This is a genomic window from Anaerobiospirillum succiniciproducens DSM 6400, assembly GCF_000482845.1.
GTDB classification, from domain to species: Bacteria; Pseudomonadota; Gammaproteobacteria; order Enterobacterales; family Succinivibrionaceae; genus Anaerobiospirillum; species Anaerobiospirillum succiniciproducens.
The window spans coordinates 1-16,975 of sequence record NZ_AXWV01000001.1 but is presented as its reverse complement, the minus strand read 5'-3'; the positions used below and the strand labels follow the sequence as shown (position 1 = coordinate 16,975).

Sequence of the window (16,975 nt, the reverse complement as noted above, 5' to 3'; positions counted from 1 at the left end):
TCGCATTTACATCGCATTTTCCGTGGTTACGCTTGCACTTATGTGATAATTCGTATCACTTGTAAAGCCTTTTGCAGCTCTTTTTATCGTTGTTCAAATGTGCATCACACAAATGAGCGTTTGTCACGCTAAATGAGTACAAGCTGTGGATTTTTCGCTCAATTTTTGTTCAATGCGCGGCAATGCTCACAAAGCCATAACAAACCTAGCGTGACATGGAACACATTAAAAGAGCGTGCGCTATAATGCAAAACACCTTTTGTGAGCAGTGGTATCACTGCTTAACGGCAATCTAGGCACATACATGTATATTTGCTTGTCTTTGACTGCGATTTTGTGTTTAGAGCCTTTTATGTGTGGTCTATGATGTACCTTAGCAAAGTTGTGCGTAGCTTGTGATAGTTGGAGGAAAAAATGCACGTAGTTATCGCAGGTGGATCTGGCTTCGTCGGCGGATACTTTGCCAAAATGCTGATTGAACAGCGTCACCAGGTTACTGTGCTTACCCATTCCGATATCGCAGTGATCAACGCTCGTCTTGAGAAACACCACGGCCTGTCAGGTAAAGTTAATCTCATCTCTTACGATGATTACAACGGCGAAGGCGATGTATTGTTTAACTTTGCAGGCGAGAGCTTTGGTGCAAAGGCAATTACCACCCGTCGTCTTAACCTGCTCTTATCTAGCCGTTTAGACATCATCAATAAGTTTAAGGCTCTCATCACCCTGCCTCCAATCTATGTACAGGCAAGTGCTGTGGCTATTTATGATGACAAGGGCAATGGTGAGATCGACGAGAACAGCCCAACTAATGGCGACAACGAGATTGCTGAGCTTACTCGTAAGTTAGAAGCTGCAGCTCAAGAATTAAATGAGCGCTTCAACTTCAAGCACTTCTATATTGCACGCTTTGGTATCGTGCTCCACCGCAATGGTGGATTTATCAAGAAGTCAGCTTTCACCCCACCATTTACCATTTTACATGCCGAGAACAAGGTTCCATTCATTGAGCTGCACGACACTCTCAATGCCTTAATGCTGATGACTGAAGGTACTTTACCATCAGGCCCAGTTAACCTCGTTTCTCCTCAGAGCGCTACTTTAAAAGAGCTTTTAGCTTGCTGCTTCAAGCACTCCAAGCTGCCACCAATCCCAATCATGACTGGTTTCTTAAAGCTTGGTGATCGCCGTATGATTCTGTTAAAGGCAGATCAAGACGTTAAGCCAAATGTGCTCTTACAACACGGCTTTAAGTTCTATACGCCAGACATCTCTAAGGTCGAATAGAACTACAGCTAACAGCTACAGAAAACTAAAGCAGCTCCACGTAACACTGGGGCTGTTTTTGTCTTTGCCTCATGCAGATACGAAAAAGCCCATCACAATGGATGGGCCTAATCATGATTGCTTAAGTAGCTCTCACATGCGAGCTACTAGAATTTGTTAGCAAGCAATTTAGCGTTTGCTAAATGCAGTGCTTGTTAACAAGCAATTGAGTGCGAGCCTTAGAGCTACGCTTTGCATGCTAGCGAGCAACGTAGAGCGAGCCTGTGAGAGCTACTCTTTGCTTGTTAGCGAGCACAGATGCCGCCATCTACGAGGTAATGGGAGCCGGTGGTGAAGGTACCCTTCTCGGTTAAGAAGTAGACTACCTCTGCAACCTCGTCGGAGGTACCGCAGCGGCCAGATAAGAATAGCTGTCCCTCTTCAGCCCATGCTTCCTCAGATGAGATACCTACCTTATCAGCATAGCGCTTAATTGCAGCCTCTGACAGAGGAGTGCGGATGGTACCTGGGCACACAGCATTCACACGAATACCCATTGGAGCTAAGTCCACGGCTAAAGAGCGAGTGATTTGACCTAAAGCGCCTTTAGTGAGGCCATATCCAAAGTTATTGCTCTTGCCGATGAAGAACTGATCTGAGCAGTTAATTACGATTGAGCCTTTGTCTGCATCCTTTAGGAAAGGTAAGGCCTCTTGAATAGTAATGATGGTGCCTTTGATGTTGGTATTCATCATGAGATCAAGCTCGTTATCGGTGATGTTCATGATGGTATTGGAGCGGTGAATACCAGCATTGGCAAAGAGAGCGTCAATACGGCCAAAGAAAGTAGCAGCACCACTAATCCAAGTGTTTACCTCGGAGCGCTCTTTAACATCTACTTTAGAAAAGTAGAAAGTAGCATCAGCATAGCCTAAAGATCTAATCTCTTTTTGTAGAGCAACACATGCTTTCTCTTCAATATCGCAAAAAGCCACGCGCCAGCCTTCAGCAAGAAACTTAAGCACGGTGGCACGACCGATACCTGCTGCAGCACCAGTAATGGCGATTACCTTGCTCTTATCACTATCAGTATTGTGAGAGACTTGCTTAGAAGTAGCATCAATAGCATGAGACTCTGCTGCATGCACATGAGCATCATCCTCGATCTCTAATAAGTCATCATCAATATCTGACTCATACTCAGATGCTTTAGCTTTTTTGACATACTTACGAGCTGCCTGACGTACCGCTTCTTTTTGAGCCAAGATACGCTTTGGAGTTGACTCAATTGGCTTTTGAGGAGAAGAGCGGGTACCAAACTCAAAATACACCGCACCGTCTGCATCTTTGCAACGAGTTACAGTGACAAAACGCATCTCTGGATGCTCGTCTAAGTAAGCCTCTGTAAACTCAATTAGACCGAATGGCTCGGAGTTATTGATGATACCAATACGAGCGGTCTTTACTGTATAGCCATTGCTACCATCAGTCTTACGTATATTGTTGTACAGGGATACACCATAAACCTTTTTAGTTGGTGATTCCTTATACGGAGTGATTACAAAACGGATGTTCTTAAACTCACCCCAAGTAGCCTTAAACTTAGCCATATCCATGGTTAGAAAATCTCCATTGGTCTAACACTGTGATTCTAGCAAAGACAAAGCTCGATAGCATCACTAAGCATCTTTTCTTGGGTTACATGCCACATATAAGACCGCAATAACTGTTAAAAGCCATCAGACTAACGTAGTTTCCTTAAGGTACTAATCACTTACATACATAAGTATATGATGTCAGTGCCTTATGTAAATTTTTAAGCATGTGTGCATATTTTTTCTGATAAATGGCATAAATACGCCATTTTATAGAATTGATTGCTTTTTACATATGCAAGTTTTGTCAAGCAATCAATGTTGCATGCGCTAAGTTGCACTAAGCTAACAAGAATTGCAATTCACTCTACAACAAACGCAAAGAACATAAGTGTAAGCAATGTGCGATTGATGAGTTTGTGCACTACATTTTGCAGGTTTTGCGTACGGCTCGTTGGCTTATTTATCTTGTAGACGGGGTAGCACTACGCAAGTGTGCGCTTGAAAGGAGCTTACTAGGTTCAAAATGATGAAAATTGTCCACTCAAATTGCTGCTTGCAAGAAATATCAAAGAGTTGATCTTGCATCGTCGTTGTGCCAAAAAGATTTTTCGACCTGCATTTTAAAGTGATCCACTTCACACAAAGCGGCATATTCACGCCATTTAAAGTGACTTATTTTGATGCAGATCACTTACCAATTTCGATATGTATGTTTGACGGTGTGCATAGCTAGGATAAAAATAGGCTACGTAAACAGTTTTACACAACGTTCTTACTCAACAGTTAAGCGCTTAAACCAAGAGACGAACAAAACTTTTTATCATGCTTTAGAGGCAGATATGTTCACTATCTACAATCGCAACACTGTCAAAACACAACCTAACAAAGACCACCCATCCCACCTTAACTTTTCTTCAGGTGAAGCCTACGAAGATGCTTTAGCACGCCTCAATCATGCTGATGCTCAGGCTTTAGAAGAGCAAAGCTTTGAAGAGGAAAAGGCTGACAGTCTTTTCAAGAGCAGCGCTACTGGCTACAGCAGCATTGACTCACTCGATAGCAACTTCTGCTCACGCATCAAGGATGGTAGTGAGGTTAAGACCACTCCAAAGCGTCACCACATCATCCGACTAATTAAGCGCAAGTAGTGTTTGCTTGCCTTTACTTTGCCTGAGCCATCCAAAATCACGATGGCTCATATAGACATATGATTGTAAGACTTAATTTTCTCTTGCTAAATTAGGAGATATCATGCCTGAAGCAGTCTTGGACGATGAACTGCTAGAGCATAAGCATCATGGCTCAAAGCAATTACATAATGTTAGTCATGGATCATTTAAGCCCTCTCATTACGCTTCTAACGAACAGCCAAGTCCATGTAATGATGAGCAGCAGATGCAAATCCATCGTCATAATGAAAAAGGCATTCTAGGCCGCATTCATGACATCGGCTCCAAGGCAATTTTCCCAGAGCCAATTGAAAGTGTTATCCCTCACATAGCGCGTGCAGGCCATAATAGCTACAGCTCACACAAGCATCATTGCATTGAGCACTACAACGCTACAGACTCCGTTCACATTGATCTGCAATCACATCTAGGCGAGTGTCACAACCTCTTAAACAGAGCAAACTTTAGTAACGACCACGACCAAAGCATACTGCATCCACATGCAAGCATGGCGTACAAATCAGAAACTATAGATGGCGTGAACAGCCATGCCGATGCTTTAGCTAACGGCTATAGAAATGACCATAGCGTCTTTACTAATAACGCATCTGCTGTAAGTAATGAAAACAATATCGCCCACAACTCTGCTATAAGCAATGACAACCGTAGCTGCAACAACTCTGCTATAAGCAATGACAACCGTAGCTGCAATAACTCTGTTATAAGCAATGACAATACAAGCGGCCACAACTCTGTAGCTAAGCAAGGTGAAGCTTATACTCAAGCTTCGCACGCTTTATCTGCAGCTAGCAAGAGCAAATCATCAGCTCATGTTCTCAAGGACGCTAACGGCGTGCACTTAGAGACTGTTGAAGACGAGGCTCTCTTTGCTGATACTTATGTCACTCCAGGATCAGATAATGAAGATTTAGCCCTGAAAGCCAAGCTCTTATCCACATTAGGCTGGCGTATGGCTTCAGTGGGCGCTGAAACTCGACTGATTGTCCAGTCAGTAAAGAAGATGTCTCATGATCTGGGCTGTCGCAATATCGATTTATCTATCTCACGTGATGGCATCATGGTCAAGTTACGCCGTGGCAGTAACATTGCTGTTGACTTTAAAGAGATCAAGCACTTTGCCATCAACATGGATTCGCTTTGTCGGCTCCATCAGATTTGCTTGCGTGTTTCCAATGGCTCACTTAGCGATCCTCACCAGATCTTCTTAGCTATTCGTGCAGTAAGACCACGTCATTATCAACACAAGCAACTCATCTTTATTGAGGCAATTGCTGGTGGTTGCTTTGCCTACCTCAATGGCGGCAATGCAGCCGTTTGCTTAGGAGCTTTAATTGGCTGTTTGTTCTTAATGTATTACCGCTTCTTGTTTATTAGACGAGGCTTCTTTGAATCCTTTACCTTCATGCTATGTGCATGTATTGGATCTTCCATAGCCGCTTTATGTTGCCACTACCTCTTTAATGGCACTCTAAGCAATGTAATGCTTGCAGCAACCGCCTCAACCTTACTCTTAGTACCAGGCTTCCCGCTCATAAATGGCTTTTTGGACATTTTTAAAGGCCATGTACCAATTGGTCTAAACCGTATCGTGATTGCTTTGGTATTGATAGTGTCAGCTGCAGTCGGCTTATTAATGACCTCATTTATCTACTCAAGCGTAACCGCTATATTCGGCTAGCACTAACTATCGATCCTAAGGCCGAAGCTGCACTGTCAATGAGCTCATACTAAATGCGCCCCGTATGCTCAGTGCAGCAGATCTATTTCAAGGCTAGTGTAAGCGACTAGCCGCTTGAACACACAGATTAACTTTTACAAATCCTATGCCTAAAGGCATGGGATCAGGACAGACTCAAATGGATTTACACATCATGCTCTCAAACGAGCAATGGCTCACCGTGATGTACCATGCATTAGCTGCAGCGGTAATTGGACCTGCCTTTGCTATGCTTTTTACTGTTCCAGGACGCTATCTAACTTTAATCGCACTTGTTTCAGCTTTAAGTCGCGGCTCACGTGACATGTTTGTGATGATGAATGTTGAAGTGATCCCAGCTACTTTCATTGCCTGTAGCATCTGCTCTTTGATCTTTATTTACTTTGGCCCACGATTAAAAGTACCACGCCCTATTTTCACGGTACCTTGCATTATCTCCATGATTCCTGGAGTAGATGCATTCAACGCATTAGTTGCACTGATGAACGTAGCTGAGCCAGAGAGCAATGCCGTTTTAAATGATCAAATCTTAGTACTCTTCCACAGCGGCATGCGCAGCATCGGCATTATCTTCTCTATTGCCATTGGCCTTGCTATTCCACCACTGTTCTTCTACAAGTACCGCCACGTTAAGCTTTAATCTTACCGAGATTAAACAAGGTAGTCAGAACATGGCTGCTACAAATGGCTGCCGCATAAGAGCAGCCATGATCACTTAGCTAGTAAAACTTAGTCTTTGTACTCTATAGTTTCACTAATACCATCTACTGTCTTGATAGTAAGTATGTTTTCTTTAAATTTCCATTTTAAGAAAGCATGCTTCTTACCATCAATCTCAATCTCTGGGGCTTTCACCTGATTCATCTTGGCTGCATACATAGCTCTTAAAAAGCGCGATGCCGTTGCTTGATCCCAGGTTCGGTCAAAAACACCATGGTTTGGACGATCTTTTAGTGCATGGTAACCATGCAACTCATCGTCAACCGTGCGTGTTAATGTTGCCCTCTTGCCATGCACTAAGTTTTCAATGGCCTCACTCAAAGATTGCAAAGCAAGACTGTTGATTTGAGCTGAGAGAGTAATGGAGTCTAAATCAGGTGCAACCTCAACAGAGCGTTGTACAAGAACAGCCCCAGTATCGATGCCACGATCAACGATATGCCAGCTCATACCAGCCTCACTATCGCCTGCCCAAACAGCCCATACTGTAGCCATGACACCACGATGCCACGGGAGCAGAGCATTGTGATAGTTGATGATAGTGTTGTTATCGACAGTCTCATCTTTAAAGATGTACAGATTGTAGGCGCTAATGATAAGAGCGTCTTTTACACCCTTTAAAGCGGCTTCAATCCCATCATCCTTACTCTTTTGAGTCGTACTAACAACCTTAACTACTTTTAACTCTGCAGATGCGTTAAAACACTCGTTAAAGCGCTCATAAAACTTAGAGAGCATGGGCTCAATACCCACAAAGTATATGCAGCTAAAAGACTTAAGCTTAGCCATAACCTGATCGTCGGTACAAACTTTCTGATTATCATTGACTGTTGTATTCATCAAAAAATCCTTAGATCAGCTTAGTTCTACAGCCATCGATTATAGCATTTGCAGTCAACAAAACTGTGCTAAGTTTGCCGCGCTGCCTTGATAGAGAGGAGAAGTGCTAAAACAATAAAAGGCAGGGTAGATTGTAGATATAAGCATGTTAACAAGGCTGCAAATGCAGCCTTTTTATAAATGAATGGTAAGAGGCTTATTTTGCAGCCTTTTTATAAATGAATGGTAAGAGGCTTATTTTGCAGCCTTATCATCCTTGTCGTCTTTGCTATCTGACTTACCAGTGAGCTTAGCGAAGACGTCTTTGACCTTCTCGGTTAACTCTTCGTACCAAGTTTGCTCTTGGGCACCAGCAATAACATTATTGAGGCGCTCGCTAATGCGATAGCAAACAGTGTTCTCGGTCTCTGCGTCACCCCAGTCAACAGTAGTAAGCATCTTTACAGCCTCGGTTACATGAGACACAGTAAAGATATGGAACTTACCTTCAGCCACAGCCTTCACAACAGCAGGACGCAATACCAGCTGATTGACGCATGAGCTTGGGATGATAACGCCCTGCTCTCCAGTTAAACCATGGAGACGGCAGACGCGATAGAAGCCCTCAATCTTCTCATTTACGCCACCAACAGCTTGCACATCACCAAACTGATCTACAGCACCAGTTACCGCTAAGCCCTGGCGAATTGGCAGACCTGCAAGTACAGAGATCACCGCACACAGGCCAGTTAAGCTAGCAGAATCGCCATCAACCTCACTGTAGCTTTGCTCAAATACTAGGCTTGCAGATACTGGCAGAGGCTGCTCTGAACCAAACTCTTTGGTGAGGAAGCCGTTAATGATCATCATGGCCTTAGCGTGGATTTGACCAGCAAGCTCGGCCTTACGCTCAATATCAATAACGTCGCCTTCACCACCTGCTCTTAAAGTAGCAGTGATACGTACTGGCTCGCCATACTCATATGAAGTGCCTAAGGTCTCAATCACGGACAGGCCATTGATTTGACCAACTACTGCACCTTGAGTTGAGATCAAGAGCTGACGATCACGGTGTTCACGCAATACCGACTCAGCTAAGAAGTTGTTTCTAAAGTCTAAAGCTGCAATAGCCTTTAACACATGGTAACGACTTACAAATGAGCATGAGACATGATCTTGTGAATCTGCAGCGTTTTCTTTAGCTTCTGGACACTGAACATCTTTTAAGTTGCGCAGAGCAAAACGATTTGCCTCATAAATGAGACTCTTTAAAGAAAGTTCAGTTAAGCCTAAATAACGTCGATCGCCGCTAATACGGCAGCTATAGGCAGCAAGCAGCGCTAAAGCATCGCGTGAAAACGGTAACAGATCAGAGCCTGATCTATCGTTAAGACGGTAGTGGTTAATCAGACCGCCAAGGGTATGTAAAGCCCCCACTACTGGGAACTCTAATACGACGTCAGTATGAATGGCACTATCGAGAGTTGACCACAGCAAGCTTAGCTGAGCTACATCAGTAGCATCACCAACTAAAATGAGCTTTAAGGCATCATTTTCAGCTAAGCAAGCGTCAATCATTCCAAGCCACTTGCTATGCTCAATTAAATGCACACATGGCATGATGATGACGTTGTAGTTTGCTCTGCTCTGAGAACAAGCAGCCTTATCAGCGCACTCAGATGATTTAGCATCCCTCTCGTGGCTGTCATCTTGTCCAGATGCGGCAGCTAAAGTGCCAGCCTCAAACAGACCATCTTGGCAAACTGATGTAAGAGAAGTTAAAGCTACCTTGTGATCGTCTTTGCCCAGTTCTTTTAAATCTTTATTTGGCTCAGAGGTCTCTTCCTCAACTACAGCTGCAGTAACTTGCTTAGTAGTGAATAAACCTTCATCGCAAATACGAGTCACACGATTGCTCTTACGAGCTTGACCAGCGAGCTTAACACTAGCACCGCTTGCTGACATCAGACAGTAGTTAGCGGTTAAAATGCCATCCTCTTTGTCATTGCCAAAGAGCTCAAACTTAGTCGGAGCATAAGCGATCACGGCCTCAATGCCTGAGACCTCTTTGACCATGTCATAGGCAGTAGCTAAAGGATCGATCAAACGACCAGTGCACATGACCAGCATGCGCTCACGCTTGAGCGCAAACAAACTGCGCATGGCATTTTTTGCACGCAGCTGTAAAGATGCAAAAGAACGAGGAGCAATCTTGTCAGATAACTGATCGCCCTCAGTAAGCTTTGCATCGCCTTTTGGTAAAGCACTATTTGAGCTGTCTAAATCATGATATAACTGCTCTGGAAAAGCAGGATATAAATCACTTCTTTCAAGCATAGTTACACCTTTGATCTCTTCAGACATGCTGCCGTCTTTAAGCTTGAACTTAATTGCCTTCAAGAACAACCTCGTAAATTCCATCGAGCTGTCTATAACGCTCAGCTAAATCAAGACCGTAGCCTACGATAAAGCCTTGCTCAAGCTCATATGCATAGTAATCAACATTAATATCGATCTCACGACGCTCGTGCTTATCGATACATACTGCAATCTTAACACTAGCAGCACCGAGCTCATACATATGAGCCACGATCTCTTTCATGGTTAAACCAGTATCTACCACGTCTTCGATTAACAGTACGTCTTTACCTTTAACATCCTGTTCAACATCTTTGATGAATTTAACTACACCTGAAGAACCAGTGCCTGAACCATATGAAGATGCACGTAAAGTATCGATGGTCATATCCATGTTGTCGATCTGACGAATCAGATCAGAGAAAAATGGAATAGCGCCTTTTAAGATGCATACAGCACAGAGCTTCTTGTCCTTGTAGTCAGCACTAATCTGTTTGCCCATCTCAACTACACGCTCATGTAGTTGCTCCTTGGTATACAGAGGGATAAGTTCTTTAACTTTTAATTCGCTTGACATAGAAGCCGCTCCAGTTGTGCAAAGACGTACGTTAGAACAGTGAAGTATGTACTTTAGCTTTGATGATACTCGCTAAGGTAATTCAACTACAGCATACGTGATTGTTAATGTGAGCCATGGCAGTTACTTATTGATAAAGCATTAGATAATGCCTAGCTAACCGCCCATCACAAATTATGAGAAATTTGATCGATTATAGCTAACCTACAAGTTAAAGTCATCAGTAAAAAGGCGTATAAGCGCCGTGCTGTCTACCTTTTTGAGAACATAATACTCACGGTTAAGCCAATTTAAGCCCCCCAAAAGATACTCAACACAATTTACAAAGCAACCATCATTTAACCACACGGATTTTCATAAGCTGTGTAAACACTTTCAAACTAGTGACAAATAGGCTGTCGCCCCAAAAAACAAATCACTTACTTCATTTAGAGCCCAGTGCAGCCCATGCCACTACAAAGTAATCAAAGGCTCAACCTCATGCTACTTACATGAAATGTTCTTACGTTAAGATCATTGCGATCATATGAATGAGCATAGTGCTGCAAAAGATCACAGCATCTAAATACGGCTTTAGCTGCTAATATTTCTGTTTGTACACAATGATTATTGCGTTCATAAGACTATACTAAGTATTCTAAGGTATAGTCTATTTGAGGACTAAGCAGTGAAGATAGTCTTACCAAGCGAAGGCTAGCTTTACCCAATGCAGCATTAGCTAAAAATCTTAGCTGTGATTAAGCATGGTCAACTGTGTTTGTGAATTAAGCAAATAAGGAAAACAGAATGATTTTTGGTAGCAAGAAACTGTCTAAGATGGTTGCCATCAGTGCTTTAAGCGCTGCTTTAGGCGCTGTGCTGTTCACCACTAGCGCAACAGCATCAGAGATCAAATACATGGAGCGCATTGCTCCTGCTTATCGTGATGGAGCCTCTGCAAATATGTTAAGCCTGACCAGTCTTGAAGACGTTAAGAACTTTACCAAGAACTTCAAGGAAGAGTTTGGCACCATCAAGCCTGAAATCATCAAGGTTCCAAATGAGTTTGAGCAAGGTGAAGTTGAGGTTTCCTTATACAAGCCACAAGCTTGCACTGAGCCATCTGACAAGTGCCCTGTATATGCAGATGTTGCCGTTAAGCAAGATCGCCGCATGGATCGTCCTTTAGTAGTGTTTCTTCACGGCGGCGGTTTCCTCTTCCGCAATGCCTATTACATGTCTAACTACTATCAGACAATCGCAAACACACTGCAAGCTAACGTAATCGTACCAAAGTACCGTCTATCTACTGAAAAGCCATTCCCTGCACAGCTTCATGATAGCTACAGTGCGCTTACTTACTTCTATCAGAACGCAGATAAATACCGCATTAATACTGATGCTATTGTGTTAATGGGTGAAAGCGCTGGCGGTGGCTTAGCTGCCGGTATGTCTTTATTTAATCGCGATCATTACGACTTCCCAATTGCTGGCCAGGTTCTGACTTATCCAATGCTTGATTACCGCACTGGCACCAACGAAGTTGTTAAGGCCGAGAAGACTGGCGAGGTCTTATGGACTCCTGAGAGCAATGTATTTGCTTGGAGTCAATATGGTGATGCCAAAGAAGTAGCTCATATGGCCCCAGATGCTCGCAAGAAGCTCATCCAGAAGAGTGACTACTTAGGCTACTTCTCACCAACCTTTGCTCAGGACTTAAACAACATGCCTGCTAGCTTCATCTATGTAGGCGACATCGATCTCTTTGTTAATGAGTCCTTAAACTTTGCCAACCAGTTAGTTAATGCTGGTAACGAGGTTGAGCTGCACGTTGAGAACGGCGTCTACCACTGCTTTGACTACATCGTTCCAGAGGCAGATGAGTCTGCAAAGTATCGCAAGGCTCTCTTTAACTTCATGGCTGACCGCATGTACGGCGTCCACTAATCAGCCACTACACCACATCCATAGCTGCTAGCAATAACTTCTAGCACCCCATTAGGCCACCAGCTGCACAGCCGACTTCGGCATGCCCTGATGGCCTTTTTCTTTGCAGATCCAGTCAAACATCCCTGCCACCCTATCATCCGTTAGACAAACATCAACCATAGCGGCAAAAGCTAGTCAAATTGTCAAATTAACTGTCAACGATAAGACAATCTAAACAGTCAAGATCGTGTGTAATGATTAATTGCACAAAAAAGCGGCGCTTAACTCACATAATCAGTTCCATAAACCTAGCAATTCCAAGGCTTAAATAGGCTTATGACAAGAAACTTGCAAAAGTAATTTGGTAAATAGGCACAGCTTATGCACTTTATAGATTACGATTCCAAATGGCCATGATGTCCACAGATAGCTCATGGCAAGTTATGCGAGATAACGACTATGGCTCTGTACGTCAATACCAACGTGAGCTCCATTAATGCTCAACGTAAGCTGGCTAACTCGACCTTAGCCCTGAATACCTCATATCAAAGACTCTCATCCGGTCTTCGTATCAACAGCTCCAAAGACGACGCTGCTGGTCTTCAGATCTCCGATCGCTTAACTGCCCAGATAAATGGCTTAAATCAGGGAAATCGTAACGCCAACGACGGTATCGCCTTAGCCCAAACCATTGAAGGTGCCTTAGACGAAACCACCAACATGCTGCAGCGTATCCGTACCTTAGCTGTTCAGGCCGCTAACGGTACCAATACTCAAAAAGATCGCCAAGCTCTTCAAGAGGAAGTTAACTCTCTCTCAGAGGAAATCACACGTATCGCCAAAAAGACCACTTTTGCTGGTGCCCAAGTTCTCGACGGCGGCGGCAACAACTCCTTAATGCGCAAGATTGGCAATACCCAAAAGTATGAGTACTTCTTCCAAGTAGGAGCGAACTCCAAGGACGAAATCACCCTTGAATGCGGTGCCTTTACCATGCACGCGATAGCAACAACTATTAATGTTGCCAACTTGCCAGTCTTTAGTAATAACAATCAAGGAAATGTTGGTACCGATTGGTCAAAAGCAGGTCTTTCAAAGGCAAATGGTACTAATGAGGTACGTTGGTTGGTAAAGACTCCTCAGGCTGCTCAGAACACCCTGAATACTATTGATAAGTTCATTGAATACGTTGATTCTAAGCGTGCGGCCCTAGGCGCAATACAGAACAGAATGGAAAGTACCATTCGCAATCAGAGCTCAATTTCCGAGAACGAATCTGATGCTCGCAGCCGTATTCGCGATACTGATTTTGCATCAGAAACTGCAGCTTTAACTCAGAACCAGATTATTCAACAGGCCTCTCAGACTATTCTTACACAAGCCAATCAGCGACCTACCGTAGCGCTGAACCTCTTAGGCGGTTAATAGGCCTCATACAAATTACGAATCTCTCATAACGACTAAGGCTGCCGCTTTTGTGGTGGCCTTATTAAAAAAGAGATGAGCTTGCAGACAGTTTATTCGTAAGTGGCAAAGCAGCCCTTTACGAATACATTGACTGCATTATGCAAGGTGGAGATCGAGCCAATGGGCATCTCTACTTACTAAGGAATTAGGAGAGAACTATGGCCCTGTACGTCAATACCAACGTGAGCTCCATTAATGCTCAACGTAAGCTGGCTAACTCCACTTTAGCCCTAAATACCTCTTATCAGAGACTCTCTAGTGGTCTTCGTATCAACAGCTCTAAAGACGACGCTGCTGGTCTGCAGATCTCTGATCGCTTAACAGCCCAGATAAATGGCTTAAATCAGGGAAATCGTAACGCAAATGATGGTATTGCCTTAGCTCAAACCATCGAAGGCGCTCTCGACGAAACCACCAACATGCTGCAGCGCATCCGTACCTTAGCCGTCCAGGCCGCTAACGGTACTAACACAGCAAAAGATCGTCAGGCTCTCCAAGAAGAAGTTAAGTCTCTCTCCCACGAAATCAGCCGTATTGCTAAGAAGACCACTTTTGCAGGCGCACAGGTTCTTGATGGTGGCGGCAACAATACCCTGATGCGTAAGATCGCAGCAGCCCCTGGTGCTGCGGCTGATAAGTATGAGTACTTCTTTCAGGTCGGAGCCAATGCCAAAGACGAGATCACATTGGAGTGTGGTGCTTTCGATATGAATGGCATCATGAAAATGGTAAATGAGGGTCGTCAAGGTGGCCAGCAGTTGCAAATGAAAGCAGATGGTGTTGCAGCTGCCGGCAATGACGGATTTGGTCTTGTAGGCCAAAATAACAAATTATCAGAAGCATACTGGGCTGTTGATACAGCATCAGTAGCTCAGAAGACACTTCAGTACATCGATTTATTCATTGAAACCGTTGATTCTAAGCGTGCGGCCCTAGGCGCAATACAGAACAGAATGGAAAGTACCATTCGCAATCAGAGCTCAATTTCCGAGAACGAATCTGATGCTCGCAGCCGTATTCGTGATACCGACTTTGCATCTGAAACTGCAGCTTTAACTCAGAACCAGATTATTCAGCAGGCCTCTCAGACCATTCTGACACAAGCTAACCAGCGTCCAACTGTTGCGCTGAATCTGTTAGGCGGCAGATAGCCACCTAGCAGTTATCGATTCTCTATATAGCCAAGGCCGCTAACTCTCCATTGCGGCCTTTTTAGAAAAACATCTCTAGCAGACAGTTTATTCGTAAGGGGCATGCATGTCCTTTACGAATACATTGATTGCAACATGCAAGGTGGAGACAGAGCCAAGAGGCATCTCTCTACCGACTAATACATTCGGAGAGATAGATCATGGCTCTATACGTCAATACCAACGTGAGCTCCATTAATGCTCAACGTAAGCTGGCTAACTCTACTTTAGCCCTGAATACCTCTTATCAGAGACTGTCCTCAGGTCTTCGTATCAATAGCTCTAAAGATGACGCTGCAGGTCTGCAGATCTCTGATCGCTTAACATCCCAGATAAATGGCTTAAATCAGGGAAATCGTAACGCTAACGACGGTATCGCATTAGCTCAGACCATTGAAGGTGCACTCGACGAAACCACCAACATGCTGCAGCGTATTCGTACCTTAGCCGTTCAGGCAGCTAACGGTACTAACACACAAAAAGATCGCCAAGCTCTCCAGGAAGAAGTGACTGCTCTATGCCAAGAAGTCACTCGTATAGCCTATAAGACTACTTTTGCAGGAGCAAATGTTTTAATGAGTCTTGGTGCTAAAAAGACTGCTAATGGTACAGGTCAAGCAGGTGATCCTGCTCTTGATACGCTTAAGAATGCTAACGGAGCCTACTACTTTCAAGTTGGCGCGAATGCTAATGACATGATCAACTTAGAAATGAAACAAGGATTCCATATGAAAGGAATCTTTGACATGCTTGGAATTAACAAGGACAAAATTCAAGTTGACAACGGTCAGTCTAAAGCAGCAAATGCAAATAAAATGGGCCTTTACATGTCAAAGGCTGACAAGTGGTCAGCATTGAGATGGGTTGTTGCAACTCCTAGCTGTGCACAGGCTACTCTTGCAGGCATCGATCAGTTTATTGAAAAGATTGATAGTCAGCGTGCCGCCCTAGGCGCCGTGCAAAACCGCATGGAATCAACGATCCGTAACCAAAGTTCTATTGCTGAGAATGAATCTGATGCTCGCAGCCGTATTCGCGATACTGACTTTGCATCTGAGACTGCAGCACTGACCCAAAATCAGATCATCCAGCAGGCATCTCAGACTATTTTAAGTCAGGCTAACCAACGTCCTACTGTCGCTCTTAGCCTGTTAGGCCGCTAAACAAGGTTTCGTTTCTCATATCATCTCAAGGCCGTTTACTAACATTTGCGGCCTTTCTTAGGATGAACTTATCGCAGACAGTTTATTCGTAAGTGGCATGCATGCCCTTTACAAATACATTGATTGCAACATGCAAGGTGGAGACAGAGCCAAGAGGTATCTCTCTACCGACTAATACAATCGGAGAGATAGATCATGGCTCTATACGTCAATACCAACGTGAGCTCAATTAATGCTCAACGTAAGCTGGCTAACTCTACTTTGGCCCTCAATACCTCTTATCAGAGACTGTCCTCAGGTCTTCGTATCAATAGCTCTAAAGATGATGCAGCAGGTCTGCAGATCGCTGATCGCTTAACATCCCAGATAAATGGCTTAAATCAGGGAAATCGTAACGCTAATGACGGTATTGCCTTAGCTCAGACCATTGAAGGTGCTCTCGACGAAACCACCAACATGCTGCAGCGTATCCGTACCTTAGCAGTCCAGGCAGCAAACGGTACCAACACTGAAAAGGATCGTAAGGCCCTCCAAGAAGAAGTAGATTCACTTTGCCAAGAAATTACTCGTATTGGTTATAAAACTACTTTTGCCGGTGCGCATGTTCTTATGAGTAAAGGAGCAACCTCAGCTCCTAATGGCGTTGGTAATGCCAATGGCGCAAAAGCTTTAGATACTCTCAAAAATGCTGATGGAGAGTATTACTTTCAAGTGGAATTTAGTGAAACACCTCTGAAAGACTTTTTGGTGCTGCAATCTCGCAAACTTGTCTTTTCCCGCGACTTAGTTTGCCACTAATTCTTTTCGTTCTTACACTAAATTTATTGCTTTTACCAAGATAACCGAGTCCAATCTCGGAAGATACTATGATCAGTGTGTTAAGATGTGCGTTCACAGCGAAAGACTGCAAACGCCACCACCAATAAAACACTGGGGCTAGTATAGCAGTCTTTCAGGCTTTTGTTAAATTCTTCACTTGCGAGAAAAAACATGTCTGCAAAG

12 protein-coding genes and 1 pseudogene are annotated in these 16,975 nt (G+C 43.9%); 9 read left to right on the top strand and 4 right to left on the bottom strand.

The genetic code is table 11. The annotated features are described in order from the left end of the window. Window positions 1-414 precede the first annotated feature (414 nt). On the top strand, window positions 415-1,287 hold the full coding sequence (locus H524_RS0100070) for an NAD-dependent epimerase/dehydratase family protein (protein ID WP_027938767.1): 873 nt from the start codon (window positions 415-417) through the stop codon (window positions 1,285-1,287). A gap of 284 nt (window positions 1,288-1,571) precedes the next feature. Here the strand turns inward: H524_RS0100070 and H524_RS16115 are convergent, their stop codons facing one another. Further along, entirely contained in the window at window positions 1,572-2,882 is a 1,311-nt protein-coding gene (locus H524_RS16115; RefSeq protein WP_052338810.1) for an SDR family NAD(P)-dependent oxidoreductase, read from the bottom strand. An 821-nt stretch (window positions 2,883-3,703) separates the two neighbouring features. On the opposite strand from H524_RS16115, the gene H524_RS0100060 reads away from it, so the two are divergent. The 3 genes from H524_RS0100060 (at window position 3,704) to H524_RS0100050 (ending at window position 6,411) form a co-directional block, all read left to right on the top strand. Beyond that, on the top strand, window positions 3,704-4,012 hold the full coding sequence (locus tag H524_RS0100060; protein WP_027938765.1) for a hypothetical protein: 309 nt from the start codon (window positions 3,704-3,706) through the stop codon (window positions 4,010-4,012). A 103-nt stretch (window positions 4,013-4,115) separates the two neighbouring features. Then, on the top strand, window positions 4,116-5,732 hold the full coding sequence (locus H524_RS16110; protein WP_027938764.1) for a threonine/serine exporter family protein: 1,617 nt from the start codon (window positions 4,116-4,118) through the stop codon (window positions 5,730-5,732). Between the two features lie 178 nt (window positions 5,733-5,910). Beyond that, complete coding sequence (locus H524_RS0100050) at window positions 5,911-6,411, top strand: threonine/serine exporter family protein (protein ID WP_027938763.1); 501 nt, start codon at window positions 5,911-5,913, stop codon at window positions 6,409-6,411. A gap of 89 nt (window positions 6,412-6,500) precedes the next feature. Here the strand turns inward: H524_RS0100050 and H524_RS16105 are convergent, their stop codons facing one another. The 3 genes from H524_RS16105 to hpt all read right to left on the bottom strand — a co-directional run bounded on the left by H524_RS16105 (window position 6,501) and on the right by hpt (window position 10,245). Next, on the bottom strand, window positions 6,501-7,331 hold the full coding sequence (locus H524_RS16105; RefSeq protein ID WP_052338809.1) for a formyltransferase family protein: 831 nt from the start codon (window positions 7,329-7,331) through the stop codon (window positions 6,501-6,503). A 234-nt stretch (window positions 7,332-7,565) separates the two neighbouring features. Continuing rightward, window positions 7,566-9,710 (bottom strand): S16 family serine protease, encoded by a 2,145-nt coding sequence (locus H524_RS16100; RefSeq protein ID WP_052338808.1) that lies wholly within the window; start codon window positions 9,708-9,710, stop codon window positions 7,566-7,568. After that, on the bottom strand, window positions 9,697-10,245 hold the full coding sequence (hpt, locus tag H524_RS0100035; RefSeq protein WP_027938762.1) for a hypoxanthine phosphoribosyltransferase: 549 nt from the start codon (window positions 10,243-10,245) through the stop codon (window positions 9,697-9,699). The genes H524_RS16100 and hpt overlap by 14 nt, the downstream gene beginning before the upstream one ends. A 786-nt stretch (window positions 10,246-11,031) precedes the next feature. On the opposite strand from hpt, the gene H524_RS16095 reads away from it, so the two are divergent. The 5 genes and pseudogenes from H524_RS16095 to H524_RS0100005 form a co-directional block, all read left to right on the top strand. Beyond that, a complete protein-coding gene (locus H524_RS16095) occupies window positions 11,032-12,171 on the top strand; it encodes an alpha/beta hydrolase (RefSeq protein WP_052338807.1) in 1,140 nt (379 codons plus the stop codon). A gap of 441 nt (window positions 12,172-12,612) precedes the next feature. Continuing rightward, entirely contained in the window at window positions 12,613-13,578 is a 966-nt protein-coding gene (locus H524_RS0100020) for a flagellin N-terminal helical domain-containing protein (RefSeq protein ID WP_027938761.1), read from the top strand. A gap of 200 nt (window positions 13,579-13,778) precedes the next feature. Continuing rightward, window positions 13,779-14,771, top strand: coding sequence for a flagellin N-terminal helical domain-containing protein (locus H524_RS0100015; RefSeq protein ID WP_027938760.1), 993 nt, complete (start codon window positions 13,779-13,781; stop codon window positions 14,769-14,771). Window positions 14,772-14,971: 200 nt separating this feature from the next. Further along, window positions 14,972-15,973, top strand: coding sequence for a flagellin N-terminal helical domain-containing protein (locus tag H524_RS0100010; protein WP_027938759.1), 1,002 nt, complete (start codon window positions 14,972-14,974; stop codon window positions 15,971-15,973). Between the two features lie 195 nt (window positions 15,974-16,168). Beyond that, a pseudogene (locus H524_RS0100005) lies at window positions 16,169-16,577 on the top strand (flagellin N-terminal helical domain-containing protein); the annotation flags it as partial. Window positions 16,578-16,975: the final 398 nt, after the last annotated feature.

What these genes read in the sequence shown, in the direction of transcription:
- H524_RS16115 (WP_052338810.1), bottom strand. Translation starts at nt 2,882, where the DNA reads ATGGATATGGCTAAGTTTAAGGCTACTTGGGGTGAGTTTAAGAACATC.
- H524_RS0100070 (WP_027938767.1), top strand. Translation starts at nt 415, where the DNA reads ATGCACGTAGTTATCGCAGGTGGATCTGGCTTCGTCGGCGGATACTTT.
- H524_RS0100020 (WP_027938761.1), top strand. Translation starts at nt 12,613, where the DNA reads ATGGCTCTGTACGTCAATACCAACGTGAGCTCCATTAATGCTCAACGT.
- H524_RS0100050 (WP_027938763.1), top strand. Translation starts at nt 5,911, where the DNA reads ATGGATTTACACATCATGCTCTCAAACGAGCAATGGCTCACCGTGATG.
- H524_RS0100010 (WP_027938759.1), top strand. Translation starts at nt 14,972, where the DNA reads ATGGCTCTATACGTCAATACCAACGTGAGCTCCATTAATGCTCAACGT.
- H524_RS16110 (WP_027938764.1), top strand. Translation starts at nt 4,116, where the DNA reads ATGCCTGAAGCAGTCTTGGACGATGAACTGCTAGAGCATAAGCATCAT.
- H524_RS16105 (WP_052338809.1), bottom strand. Translation starts at nt 7,331, where the DNA reads ATGAATACAACAGTCAATGATAATCAGAAAGTTTGTACCGACGATCAG.
- H524_RS0100015 (WP_027938760.1), top strand. Translation starts at nt 13,779, where the DNA reads ATGGCCCTGTACGTCAATACCAACGTGAGCTCCATTAATGCTCAACGT.
- H524_RS16095 (WP_052338807.1), top strand. Translation starts at nt 11,032, where the DNA reads ATGATTTTTGGTAGCAAGAAACTGTCTAAGATGGTTGCCATCAGTGCT.
- hpt (WP_027938762.1), bottom strand. Translation starts at nt 10,245, where the DNA reads ATGTCAAGCGAATTAAAAGTTAAAGAACTTATCCCTCTGTATACCAAG.
- H524_RS0100060 (WP_027938765.1), top strand. Translation starts at nt 3,704, where the DNA reads ATGTTCACTATCTACAATCGCAACACTGTCAAAACACAACCTAACAAA.